Consider the following 13,046-nt stretch of genomic DNA (forward strand, 5'->3'; position numbering starts at 1 on the left):
TCCTTCTGATAAGATTATTTCCATCAAAATTAAAGTGGGCGTGGTAGAATGGGGAGAATATTAGTTCCACCTGACAAACTGATGGAAGTTGCTGATCAGTTCTTACACGGAAAGCATGAAATGGAACGTATGCTGAATTTTTTGAGTGGACGAATTGATTTTGTCCAACAAGGCTGGTCTGGAGCCACCCAAGAGAGATTTTTTCAGGAATTTCAGGCTTCTCGACAATCTATGAGTGTGACAATTGAAAGACTATCGACAGTAGCACAAGAACTTATTTTTATTTCAAAAAACTTTACACAGGTGGACGGGGAGAAAGTCGTACTGGATGTGCCGTGGTTAGGAGCTCCTGTTAAAACGGCATCCACAGGTGAAGGTTGGTTACATAAAATCTTTGAACAAATTGGAAAAGCTGAGATCACCAAGGCTGAAGCTCAATTGGAAGCTAGCAAACTTCAAGGAGAAATCCTTTGGGATACTGCACAGGGAGCAAAAGGAGCTATTCAGGGAAATTTGACATTGGGGATGCTGCCAGATAAAGACCGTCACTATGATCATCCCATGGCAGCTAAAGTAGGAGAAATTCTCGGGAATGTAGCTACAACATTGCAAGGGGCTGGTGAGGTAGTAGCTGGAATAGGTGGAGAAGGATTATCAGTTGCTGTTTCATCTACAGGAGTAGGGAGTATAATCGGGGTACCCGGATTAATTGGATCGACAGCTTTGGCGGCGCATGGAGCTACAACTGCGGTTAAAAGTGCAAAAGGAGTAGGAGAAAGCTCAGCAGAATTGTGGCAGATGGCGAAGGGAGAAGGTGGAGGTAAAAACTCAAAGCCTTCAAGTTCCCCCGTACATCATGAAGTGACAAGTCAATCGCCTTCTACGATAAAAAATCCAAAAGAAGTGGAGATTGTCAATAAAAAAGGTGAATCAATAGGAGAATTCGATGAAATTGATTTGAAAAAGAAAATATTCTACGAAGATAAATCTGCGAAAGGATTAGATAAAGTAAATCCTAAGACAGGTTTACCTGCTCAAACGCCCCAAGAATTTACGGATAAACAATTATTAAAGAAGACTCGAAATCGAATTAATGAACTAGAAAATAATGCATTTACTACAAGAGCAACAAAAAATAGTTCATCTGATATCCCACATCTAGATAGTATTAAAGATATTCGGGAATTTGTATTTAGATTAGATGGTGATACACCTGAATTGAGAAAAGCTGCCGAGAACAGCCTAAATCAGCTTAAAAAGGAGTTTCCAGATTATAAATTTAGTGTCCAGTTTGGAGGAGGAAAATAAATGTCAGTTAGCGTTATGATACTCGAACCACAAAATGAGTTTGAAAAAAGTTTTTTTCTTCCCGTTGCGTCAGAATCATTTTTTAATGAATGTTGGCAACCAGCTATCGAATCTTTAGGATTACAATGGATAGATTTGTTTTCAACAGGAGTTGATGTTGAGGAGGAAGACTTACCAAATATTTTGTCTGAGCTTCGACAACTTCAGAATTGGGCAGAAAGAAATTTAGAGGAGGATCACAAAAATAAACTCGTTGAACGAGTAATAACACTCATAGAAAAATTGCCTAGCGCGTTTCAGCGTAAGGAAGCAGTTGTTTTTATAGGGTAGGTAGTGATAATTTGGATTAAAGGGTGTACACAAATTGGATACACCCTTTCTTTGGTGCAATTTTAAAATGTACGAATCTAGCTATTCATTCCATGATTGTCAAGTTGGAAGCTATTCATTCCATGATTGTTCGGGGCGATTAACGCTCCTATGTTGCTCACGCTACCGAGCAGAAACAAAGCTATTGCCATCATACATAATGCCTTTTTCATCTTTGAGCACCCTCCCCAAGATTTTATTGTTCAATACATTGTATGCTTCCAGTTGATCTTTAGTTGCATGAACACTAAAAGATACAAATAATGCATTGAGTTTTTTATACCCTGTATCATCTTTAAGTTTATCAGACATTCCCAAAGCCTTGAGGGATATATTTAGTGCATTAGAATAATTTGCATTTTTGAGGTTATATAGAGCCATTAGATAGAGATGGTCTATATAATAACGTATATTGGCATCTGTTTCGTAGTTTCCGTCTAAGGAATCTAGAGTAGGTTGAAATTCTTTTAATGCCCAATCAACGTTATAGTCGTATTTTATAGCTGCCTCCAAAATCGTTATGATTCCCGGCAACAACTCTTCTTCTTCACTTTGATGTATAAATTGAACATATTCAGGAAGCGTATCCATCTTTCCTTCCAACAAGTCAAGGACGTATGTATTTGCTCGTGCAAGCATCCTGAAATGAGCCACATCAGCTTGCCCTTCCTCGTCCAATCCGTATATCCAGCCCAATTCAGTGTACTTTTCGATGCAATCTCTGGCTGCTGTGTAATCACCCATCTTCTGTAATGCGATACCTTTTGCTACCATTGCATATCCAAAATAGAAGGCGACACTTCGTTTAAGTTTTTTGGTATCAATTTTTGGTTGACCTTTTGCTTGCCTAAGTTGGTTTTCATCATACAAATTTCTAATCGACAAATAGAGCTTGTCCGCAATATGTACCATAGCATCCCAATCTTCTAGTGAAAATTCTGCTCGCAACATGTCAGTCAAAAGATTTATATCGCTTACTGATTCCAAAACTGCCGAGTTGAACATGCATCTTCCTCCATATTACATTTTTAACCAATAATATAGCATTATTGGACAATGGTCAATTACGTAGTTAAGTGGACTCGGTGACAAGTTCACGTTCATTATAAAAATATCTATAGTGAGCGGCTTTCTGTTGCATAATAAACGGTAAAAGGAATGCTCGACCCTGATAAGTTTGGCAATCCTTTTACTGTAGGCAAAGGTCATTATCATACTGGCTCTATTGGAAGATCGTTGACTCTTAAACTTGTATTCAGATGAAATGTTTAAATTTGACTGAGTAATTTTACGAAAACTACATGGGAAGATTAATTGTTCGTATGTTTCTGGTCTTCCTCCACGTTGCAATTCGGATCACAACCTTAGAAAATATGCCAAAAGAAGGGGATAACATTCGAACAATGAACGACAATTCCAGATTAGGAAGAAATGAAAAAAACGGTCAATCGGGATCAAACGAGTGGTCAAAATAAGTGAATTGGAATTCTCGCTTCTTTTATATAGACATATTTTCGCGACTACAAAAATGCATGACCGAAAATATATCAATAGAGTATATAAAAAACTTGTAATTAAGGGAGTATATGCTATACTGTAATAGTGACATAGAAGTGAAACAATAAATTGAAAGGAGAAACAAAGTGGGGCGAAGGTGAAACGGAATCAAAGAGAATGAAAGTTAAGTAGTTGACAATACATATTGCTTTACCACGGTTACAATTAAAAAGTAGATTTTAAAATACAGCAAGTAGATAGAATGCCTACTAGATTGGATAGATGGAATTAAAATAGTTTTAATATTGGTAAACTTAATATTGTTTTTATTTGTTCTATCTGAAATGGCTCGTTAAGTTTATTTGTTGTGCGATCTTTGAAAATTTTATTATAAAGAAATAGGATAGCTCTATAATAAAAGTGGAGTGACTCATGATTTTGCTTTCTTTATTTATCTTTAGTCAAAGATATTTTTTAGTATAAAAATTGAAGGGAGAAGTATATAGTTTTGGCTTATGAACAGACACGAGATTTTATCCAAGTTACAGCTAACAACGGAAAAACAAATTTTTCATACATATTTGAAGGTAATGAAGAAGAACGCTTGCTTAAAAGTAAGGTTTATAAAAGTAAAATGAAATACTACAGCAAAGAAGCAAACGAAGAATTTGAGGAATGGAATAAAAACGGTTACGGTATTTACTTTTTGCCTAATGGTGGCGGTTACAAAAATGATAACATAACTGAATTTCGTGCTTGTTTTATCGATATGGATATCAAAGATGAGATTGAGTATGCATTTGTTGCTGCTGGGTTTACTGGAAGCCCTAATGAATTACAGGAGAAGGTAAAATCCAAATTTTATTCGCTTAATAAAACCGAGAAACTCAACTATAAGCAGATATTCAGGTGTCGTGTTTCTGAATTAAAACAACGTGGGATTCCTCCAAGCGCAATTGTGGAAACGAAAAATGGGTTTCATGTATATTATTTGCTCAATAAAGATACACAGAGACACCAATTTGAAACACTAGAAGGACTTTTAATTTACATATATAACGGGGATATGGCTGTAAAGAATACAGCTCGATTGCTGAGAGTACCTGACACTTTACATCTTAAAGATTCAAATGATCCATTTACAATAAAGCTTGAGGAATGGAATCGAAGTGTCAGGTATGATGCAGAAGATTTAATTATTCGTCTTAGGAAAGTTGTTGAGAAGGTACATGTTCAAACAGACACTTTGTTATGTGTTAATTCACGTAAAGCACCCACATATAATACTAAGCTCCTATCAAAAAAGAAAGGTCTTCCATCCAGAGTAGGGATAGATTATTCTTCAATGAATATCGGTAACATCCCTATAATCAGCAAAGGGTTTGAAGGAATTCCAGAACTAAAGAAAAGGCTAGGATTAGATAACCAAGATGATCTGTGCTATATAGACCGGGATGATATCAGGCAATTCTTGAAGAAGCAAAATTTAAAGCACCTACTTGGGATAGATTCTGATAGGTTGTATTGTATTTTTCACAATAGCAGCAATCCAACCAGCGGAAACATATACTCCTATGACGATAAGTGGTTTTATAAATGCCACAGTTCTCGATGTGGAGTCCATTATGATATTGTTCAGATTATAGAGAGAATAACAAGGCTTCCTATACATAAAGCATTCGACTATTTAAAAGAATTGTACAATATTGCCGAGGTTAAAACAGAATGGCAATTAGATCAAGAGAGACTTATTGAATTTAACATTGAGTTTCTGGAACGATTCAAGTACGACATAGATTTACAAGAGAACTATCCATACCTGACGAAGTTTCTGAAAACTAAAGGTACATTGGGGCTGCTGATCCAGATCCATGAGATAGCAAGGAGAAAACTTCCCCAACTTTCTAAAATGAGGAATATGGATTCAAGTAACGCTATTGTGTTCGCACCAATGAGGAAGGTCATAGAGGAGTTATTAAGCGAGAATTCAGATTTACACAGCATTAATAAGGCCAATACCAAAGTAGTAATCATGATATTTATGTATCTGCTCAATTGTGTTGGGGTTGACCAATTACCCGATGAAATGCAAAGAAGAATTGAACAGTATCAAAAGGAATCTCGTAAGAATAGTAATCTCCATTATAATAATATAGCGAGATACTATGAGATAGTTAGCATGGATACTGAACGGCTTATACTAGCTGAAGAGATGAGCCAACTCTTTTATCAGAATCATTTAACAATTTCAAACTTTAATCGTGAACAATTGATCAGCCTGTGTGGAGTAGAAGAGGGAAATCGTGTTTTCCCTGACCGATCAGAAGAGGAGATACCCGGTCTAAATCAATCCATTTCACAGGAAATTAAGCGAATTGTAAATGAGTTAATTCAGGTCAAGGGATGGACATATGACAATGAGATTATTGAGCATATAGATATCTCAGATTTCAATATGAAGCAACGATACAAAGACAGCTTCAAGTACATACCTAAAAAGAAGTCGGATGAATTAGATTCATTAGCTGTACTAGATAATGATGTTGGATTTCAGAAGTGGCGTTATGGGTTTCTAGCTAAAAAACTATCTGTGAGTGTACCAGCAATTATTTCTAATCAGGAGTATCGTAGGGCAAGAGTAAATAAGCTGTTGAGAAAGCAGTTTGACATTCCTATACATATAAAAGGTTTCGTTTATCATCAAGAAATATCAGAACAAGGTAAACAATTAGAAGACAAAGCTTCACATATCCTACGATTAAAGCAACATGATTTAAGTCTATCTAATGCTCAGATAGCTTCATTAGTTGGATGTTCGAGACAATATGTATCTAATGTTCTTAAATGCAGAGATTAAACTTTATATTGATAATCTGATTATAGAAGTGTCAACTAAATTGCTGTTTCTAAGCACCTCATATCATTAGACTAAAGAGTAGTAACATTATGAGGTGCTTTAATAGGCACATTTAGTTGACAGGTAGGTAACGGAATAAGAATAGATGCTAGGTCAAAAATGGATTGTTATTGACTTGTCTTTAGTTCAACCTTTTTTTCTGAATTATCTATATGAAATTAACATGCTTCGTTTTGGAATGGTATTTGTATGGGGAAGAACAACACCTGTTTATTCGAGATAAATCTATAGGGATTATAGTGCTAAAATTAATTTGGGAACTCATCTTTACGTTTCCCATGCAGCAGCATAGACTTACCATAGAGACGGTTTGTAGATTAGATGAAATGAAGTAGTCGACTTCTTCTGCCTGTTTTATATTCTTTAATGAGGTGGTTATTATGGAAGGTAAAAAATTTGTTCTTATGCTTTTACTTTTTTGCTTGTTGGGCATTATAGGGCTAAGCGCTTTAATGTATGGATTCCTCTGGTTAATGTTCAATGGATAGTTTATAAAATTGGCATTTTACAATCGGTTGTTGTATTAAGAAGTGAGCATATACATACAAGTTGCTTCACACAGATGAAAACGTTGGTTTAAGGGCAATATGATTTAGATTAGTCCGAAGGGAAGGGCAATAAATTTAGAAGCTAAGAAGACAAGCTAGACTCTATACATAGGAAGTTGAGAAATAGCGCGGCAAGATTTATGAAGCAGTTAAACAAGGAATGGAATAGGACAAATTAAAACATACATAGGAGTATTTTGAGGTGAGCGTGATGACTAAAACGATGGAAAGCGGAAGAGTTATGATTGGTGTGACGGATATTATGCGTAAGATGGGAATCGGACGAGATAAGGCATATGAGTTAATTAAATCCAAGCAGTTCTACACCATAAAATTAGGAACCAGATATCTGGTGCATGAAGATGTGTTTGAAGACTGGATGAAAGGTCGGTTATAGCTGATTACAAGTAGGTTATAGGGAGGCTTTCATGTGGTATGATTACTTTTAGTCACATGCTTGACCTCCTTTCTTATTGTCACAAGAAGGGAGTTTTAAATGGCAGAACCTTTTGTTAATGAGAAGACAAAAAAATGGGATTTTGTTTTTGGTTATTACGATGAAACTGGGAAGAGACGGCAAATCCGCAGAAAAGGCTTTAAGACAAAACGTGAAGCAAATGATAAGATGATTGAGCTTCAGAATGATGTGAAGAATAAAGAATATATCAGGAAAGATAACACTACACTCAATGAGTTTATGGATTACTGGCTGGATAACATCCGGGTTCATGAATGTGGCGAAACAACGCTTTACAATAACAAGTTGTATTTCAAAAACCATATTAAGCCTAAATTCGGAAAAATAAAGTTGCAAAATTTTGATTTATTGAAATGTCAAAATTTCGTGAATGAGTTGCACAAGAAGAATTTTGCGAGGAATACAATAGATCGCATTACAACGATGGTCAAAAAAGTATTTGATAAGGCGATTGAATATGGATTCATCAAAGAAAATCCCATGCGAAAAGTGACACTTCCCAAGCGAATAAAAAAAGAAATGTCTATTTGGACGCTGGAGCAAGTGAATCATTTTCTCCAATGCACCAAAGAAAATCGTTATCATTGTGTTTATGGACTCGCTTTATTAGCAGGAATGCGGCAAGGGGAGATTTTAGGGTTAAGATGGAAAGATATTGATTTTGAATCAAAGACAATTATCATTAGACAAACGCTTGCTCATTATGGAACTCGGATTAAATCTGGAGCTAAAACCACCGCTGGGGAACGTAAAATATCTATACCTAATCAACTGATTGCGATTTTAGAAGAACAGCGTAGGCTACATGAAGTTTTCAAAGTGAAGTGGAAAAGAGAGTTTGGAGACGGTTTTGTCGATATGGATATTGTCATTTTCAATTTAAAAAATGGTAAAACGGTGTTCCCTGCTAATTTGTCCAAGGCTTATAAAAGGGATGTCTTAAGTGCCAAGCTCCCACATATTCGCTTTCATGATATGAGGCACACCCATGCGACGATGCTGTTGGAAAAGAAAATGAATGTCAAAGTGATTTCAGAGAGATTAGGTCACAGTAAGATATCTGTCACGCTGGATACGTACAGTCATGTACTTCCCAGTATGCAACAAGAGGTAGCCGATGAGCTTGAGCAGATGATCATGTTGTGATTCCTGTGACCTTTTTGTGACCTCAAATGATTTGTTGCTTAAAAACTGTTGATATAAAAGGCTTTTTTGAGGGTTCACATCATGTGTGGTGCACTGGATGTTGGACTGCTCAATGAGCGGCTGGCGGATCGGAAAATTCTTGCCGCACGAGCTGTGGGGGTAAAAACGCTGAAAGAATTGTTGGAAGCGCCGATGGAATCGGTGACAACAGAAGCGGAGCAACTGGGGATTAAGCCGGGGATGCCAGGCTACGAAGCATTATTGAAACTGGTGTAATGAAGCCTATGTGCATATGTTGCATAAAAGTAGAGGAACAAGAACCGAAAAAAACCGGACTTTTTGGCTCCGGTTTTTTTCTATGAAAAGTTCTATTCTATCGAGAAGAATTCTTTGAATTATATACGATCTATATGATCTGCAAGAACAATTATTCGGCAAACAAATTGGTCAGGCTCTCGCTAAAGGGTGCTTGCACAATTCCTTTTTCGGTAATGATGGCGGTAATGTACTCATGAGGTGTAACATCGAAAGCTGGGTTGTAGACTTTGATGCCCTGCGGGGCGGTCCTTTTACCAAAGCTTTCGGTAACTTCCTCCGCAGAACGCTCCTCGATCGGAATATCTGCGCCTGTTGCGGTCTGCAAATCAATGGTAGATAGTGGGGAAGCGACATAAAAAGGAATGCCATGCGCCTTCGCTAGCACAGCTAGACTGTAGGTGCCGATTTTGTTGGCCACATCTCCATTAGCAGCGACTCTATCTGTGCCGACAATAACGGCCTGTACCCATCCTTTGGACATCACCATGCCCGCCATATTGTCACAGAGCAGTGTGACATCAATGCCTGCCTGCTGAAGCTCGAAAGCGGTCAGGCGCGCACCTTGCAGCACGGGACGGGTTTCGTCGGCAAATACTTTGAGGTGGATGCCGTTCTCCTGCGCAAGGTACATCGGCGCGAGCGCTGTTCCGTATTTCGCTGTCGCCAATCCACCTGCATTGCAGTGAGTGAGTACGCCCATCCCGTCCTCGAACAGAGGTAAAGCATGGATGCCGATCTGGCGGCATACTTCTTCATCCTCTGCCTGAATGGCTATGGCTTCACGCTCCAGCCCAGCATTCCAGTCTTCGACCTGACCTCCGCTAGCTTCAACGATGAGTTCCCCGGCCCGCTTCTTCATGCGGTCCAGGGCCCAGAAGAGGTTTACGGCAGTCGGCCGTGAGGTAGCCAAATGTCCGCACACCGCGTGTACATGCTCCAGCCACCCAGCAACGTCGGTGCCGTCGTAGGCGGTAGCTCCCAGCACAACGCCGTAGGCCGCAGCCATCCCGATGGCAGGCGCACCGCGTACCTTCATGGCATGGATGCCGTTCCATACTTCCTCGGCCGTGAATAAATCCAGCATGACAATCGTTTCGGGCAGCAGACGCTGATCCAGCATGGACAAATGGTTACCTTTCCACACCAGCGAAGATAGAGCCTGCCTGGACACTGCAGCTTTCCCGGAGGTTACGGGTGCCGAATCTTTCTTTTCACTCATATTCATTAAGCTCCTTTAGTTTGGGCAGCTGTTGCTGTCCGAACAATGTCTCCCAGTTCCCGAATCGAATGAAGCTCGCGATTGCGAAGAACCAAGGATTTACCGATAGATAACGCCAGACGTTCCGCAGCTTCCTTGATAGCAGGATCGGCAATGGTGTCGATATCTGCCACATGCGACAGGCTGATGATACGGCGAATCACTTTGCACCCTGCAAAACCAATCGTATCTTGCAGTACTTTCTGGAGATACAAGTCCTGATATCCAGCTGTACGTGCCATATGATCGGTGACATGCTCGTCCCACAGTTTGCGGAACCTACCCTCAAACTGCTCCCATACCTGAATGGCAGTCTCCAGAAGCCAGTCACGTCTTTCCTTTAGAGCTTTCTCGCCAGAGGTCCATCCGGGCTGAGCTGCGTAGTTCAACAGCAGATTGGCAATCACCGCTCCGATATCAAAGCCCATGGGGCCGTAGTAGGCAAATTCAGGATCAATGACTTTAGTCGATTCGGTCGTTACGAAAATGCTGCCAGTATGAAGGTCACCGTGCAGAAGCGCTTCGGTTCGTGTCAAAAACTTTTCTCGCAGCAAAGCCACTTCCAAGTGAAGCACTTGATCTGTACGTAGCGCCTCTGCTTCGTCTTCGATGTAGGCACCATAGTTGTTATTATCTGAGAACCGATACGGTTCATCCAGAATCAGATCTTCAGTTATTTTGCAGAGATCTGGGTTGATAAAGCGTTTAACCAGGTCTTTTTTATCCTGCTGATTCATGCCCAAATCTGAGGTGAAGAAGAGCGTGCGTGCCAGAAACTCCCCAATATGATTAGCGAAATATGGATAGGTGTTTCCTTCTATTAGTCCCTTGCGCATGATGGTGTGTGAGCTAAGATCCTCCATCACGGTCAACGCAAGCTCATCGTCATACGCCAGTACCGCAGGAACTAATTCTGGGCAAATATGGTGTTCCTGCTGAAGTGCCTCGCGTTCAATACGGGCACGATCCAGTGAAAGCGGCCAGGATTCACCCACAATTTTTACATAGGGAAGTGCCTGCTTGGCAATGATACTCTTGTTAGATTTAGAATCCGTAATGTGAAAAACCAGATTTAAGTTACCATCACCGATTTCTCGGCATTCTAGACGGGCATCCTGACTAAAAAATCCGGGGATGTTCTTCACGAATTCGATTGCTTCTTCGGTCGTTAAAGGATGATATTGGGACAACGAAGTCACCTCCATAAATTGTGCGCATGAAATAGTTTGAAAAATATTACAATATTAAACCAAGTATTTCGATATGATAGAGAAAGTATAACGAAAATCATTGAAGTTTTGTACATTTTTTTTATGGGGATTGAAAGAGGAAGAAAGGAGTACTCTTCTTTTTGTTTCGACTCCGTATAGAGAGGGTAAATATGAGACAGACGTCCGGCAGATGATATTAGGATGCCCGCTGGCGTCTTACCGTCAGCAATGACGGTGATGGATACGTAAACGTTCCTGAAAATCAATTTGATGAAAAAGGAAGGGATTATGATGGCTAAAACAACAAGTAACTCGAAAAATACGCAAACCAAATCGGTGGAGGAACTTTTAAACCGTCAAGTCGCTAACCTCAATGTGTTATATGTAAAAATTCATAACTATCACTGGTATGTGAAAGGCTCCAGTTTCTACACACTCCATGTTAAATTTGAAGAGTTATACAATGAAGTGACATTGAAAATGGATGAGATCGCCGAGCGTTTGCTCGCGTTGAAAGGTTCTCCTTCCGCAACGTTGAAGGAATACCTGGAGCTGTCATCGATTCAGGAAGCAAACGGCAACGAAGATGCTCCCAAGATGGTACAAACCTTGATCGAGGATTTTGCAACTGTATGTGAGGAGTTTCAGGAAGGCATCGAACTGGCGGAAAGCAATTCCGACCAGCCAACTGCAGATTTGCTGATCGGTTATAAAGCGGATTTGGAAAAACATATGTGGATGCTTCGCTCTTATTTGGGCTAATTGTCAGAATTTCGATTCATCACTTATGCCTAGTTCGGTGAATTTAATTCCACTCCATAGTGGTGGGGTTACGCTCTGAAATAACCCTTTACATGTAAAACGCTACTGACGTCATGCTGTCAGTAGCGTTTTTATGGCTGAAAAGAGGTCATGCATCTCATGTTTTTTGTGTAAATTTATAATTATATAAACAACCACAGGATGTATTTTGCCATTTGTGTGCTGGTAGGGTGAACATTTTATGAAGAAAGTTGGATAACGTGTGTCTCTTGGTTGCACCCTTCAAGATATTTATTATAAAATAACTTGAGAATCATTGAGAATCAGTTTAGAATGATTATAAATAAATTTTTAAGTATTACTTGAAATCAGGGGGCTCCCCTGTTTAAATATACTTTCTGATTTCGACACCACACTACATTTTTTGGAGGGTATTGCAAATATGGCTACAAACTTTAAGATTGAAGGTCTCAAAGCGACCATTGAAGGCAAGGAAATTTTGAAAGGTATTAACCTCGAAATGAAGGGCGGAGAAATCCATGCCATCATGGGTCCTAACGGTACGGGTAAAAGTACACTCGCGTCTGCTTTGATGGGTCATCCTAAATATGAAGTCACAGATGGTAAAGTAACTTTGGATGGGGAAGACGTGCTGGATATGGAAGTGGATGAGCGTGCACGTGCAGGATTGTTCTTGGCGATGCAGTATCCGAGTGAAATTGCAGGGGTAACGAACTCCGACTTTTTGCGTAGTGCGATCAACGCGCGTCGTGAAGAAGGACAAGAAATCTCCCTGATTAAGTTTATCCGTCAAATGGAAAGCAAAATGAAAGAGCTTGAAATGAATCCTGAGTTTGCTCACCGTTACCTGAACGAAGGCTTCTCTGGTGGTGAGAAAAAACGGAATGAAATTCTGCAAATGATGATGATTGATCCGAAAATCGTCATTCTTGATGAAATCGACTCCGGTTTGGATATCGATGCTTTGAGAATCGTGGCTAGCGGTGTCAATGCTATGCGTTCCGAAGAGCGTGGTTTCCTTATCATTACTCACTATCAACGTCTGTTAAACTACGTTAAACCAGATTATGTACATGTGATGATGCAAGGACGTATTGTTAAATCCGGTGGTCCTGAGCTTGCTGAGCGTCTGGAAGCGGACGGTTACGATTGGATCAAGGAAGAACTGGGTATCGTTGATGAAACTGTAGGACAAGAGGCGTAAGCCGGAAGC

General features: G+C 39.7%; 10 protein-coding genes and 1 pseudogene. 8 read left to right on the plus strand and 3 right to left on the minus strand.

The window, feature by feature from the left end:
* The first annotated feature begins 48 nt into the window (after window positions 1-48).
* Complete coding sequence (locus NLX74_RS01540; protein ID WP_254327761.1) at window positions 49-1,308, plus strand: WXG100 family type VII secretion target; 1,260 nt, start codon at window positions 49-51, stop codon at window positions 1,306-1,308.
* The gene (locus NLX74_RS01545) at window positions 1,309-1,638 is read left to right on the plus strand and encodes a hypothetical protein (protein WP_043882133.1); all 330 of its coding nucleotides are present in this window, start codon (window positions 1,309-1,311) and stop codon (window positions 1,636-1,638) included.
* A gap of 162 nt (window positions 1,639-1,800) precedes the next feature.
* On the opposite strand, the gene NLX74_RS01550 is transcribed toward NLX74_RS01545, so the two are convergent.
* On the minus strand, window positions 1,801-2,682 hold the full coding sequence (locus NLX74_RS01550) for a DNA-binding protein (protein WP_254327762.1): 882 nt from the start codon (window positions 2,680-2,682) through the stop codon (window positions 1,801-1,803).
* 1,000 nt (window positions 2,683-3,682) lie between these two features.
* Between NLX74_RS01550 and NLX74_RS01555 the strand changes: the two genes are divergently transcribed.
* From NLX74_RS01555 to NLX74_RS01570, 4 genes and pseudogenes are all read left to right on the plus strand, one after another.
* Window positions 3,683-6,031, plus strand: a complete 2,349-nt coding sequence (locus NLX74_RS01555; protein ID WP_254327763.1) for a hypothetical protein — start codon at window positions 3,683-3,685, stop codon at window positions 6,029-6,031.
* An 819-nt stretch (window positions 6,032-6,850) separates the two neighbouring features.
* The gene (locus NLX74_RS01560; protein WP_013309546.1) at window positions 6,851-7,036 is read left to right on the plus strand and encodes a helix-turn-helix domain-containing protein; all 186 of its coding nucleotides are present in this window, start codon (window positions 6,851-6,853) and stop codon (window positions 7,034-7,036) included.
* A 99-nt stretch (window positions 7,037-7,135) separates the two neighbouring features.
* The gene (locus tag NLX74_RS01565) at window positions 7,136-8,263 is read left to right on the plus strand and encodes a site-specific integrase (RefSeq protein WP_254327764.1); all 1,128 of its coding nucleotides are present in this window, start codon (window positions 7,136-7,138) and stop codon (window positions 8,261-8,263) included.
* Between the two features lie 69 nt (window positions 8,264-8,332).
* A pseudogene (locus NLX74_RS01570) lies at window positions 8,333-8,539 on the plus strand (YunC family protein); the annotation flags it as partial.
* 151 nt (window positions 8,540-8,690) lie between these two features.
* On the opposite strand, the gene mtnA reads toward NLX74_RS01570, so the two are convergent.
* Together mtnA and mtnK are read right to left on the minus strand one after the other, a co-directional pair.
* On the minus strand, window positions 8,691-9,800 hold the full coding sequence (mtnA, locus tag NLX74_RS01575) for an S-methyl-5-thioribose-1-phosphate isomerase (protein ID WP_254327765.1): 1,110 nt from the start codon (window positions 9,798-9,800) through the stop codon (window positions 8,691-8,693).
* Between the two features lie 5 nt (window positions 9,801-9,805).
* Window positions 9,806-11,029 carry an S-methyl-5-thioribose kinase gene (gene mtnK, locus NLX74_RS01580; protein ID WP_165176027.1) on the minus strand — a complete coding sequence of 408 codons (1,224 nt, stop codon included), beginning with the start codon at window positions 11,027-11,029 and terminating at the stop codon, window positions 9,806-9,808.
* A 312-nt stretch (window positions 11,030-11,341) separates the two neighbouring features.
* Between mtnK and NLX74_RS01585 the strand changes: the two genes are divergently transcribed.
* Together NLX74_RS01585 and sufC are read left to right on the plus strand one after the other, a co-directional pair.
* The gene (locus NLX74_RS01585) at window positions 11,342-11,812 is read left to right on the plus strand and encodes a Dps family protein (protein WP_069291579.1); all 471 of its coding nucleotides are present in this window, start codon (window positions 11,342-11,344) and stop codon (window positions 11,810-11,812) included.
* A gap of 442 nt (window positions 11,813-12,254) precedes the next feature.
* A complete protein-coding gene (gene sufC / locus NLX74_RS01590) occupies window positions 12,255-13,037 on the plus strand; it encodes a Fe-S cluster assembly ATPase SufC (RefSeq protein WP_013309552.1) in 783 nt (260 codons plus the stop codon).
* Window positions 13,038-13,046: the final 9 nt, after the last annotated feature.

Origin of the sequence: Paenibacillus sp. MZ03-122A, assembly GCF_024213325.1 — a bacterium.
Lineage (GTDB): Bacteria > Bacillota > Bacilli > Paenibacillales > Paenibacillaceae > Paenibacillus > Paenibacillus polymyxa_B.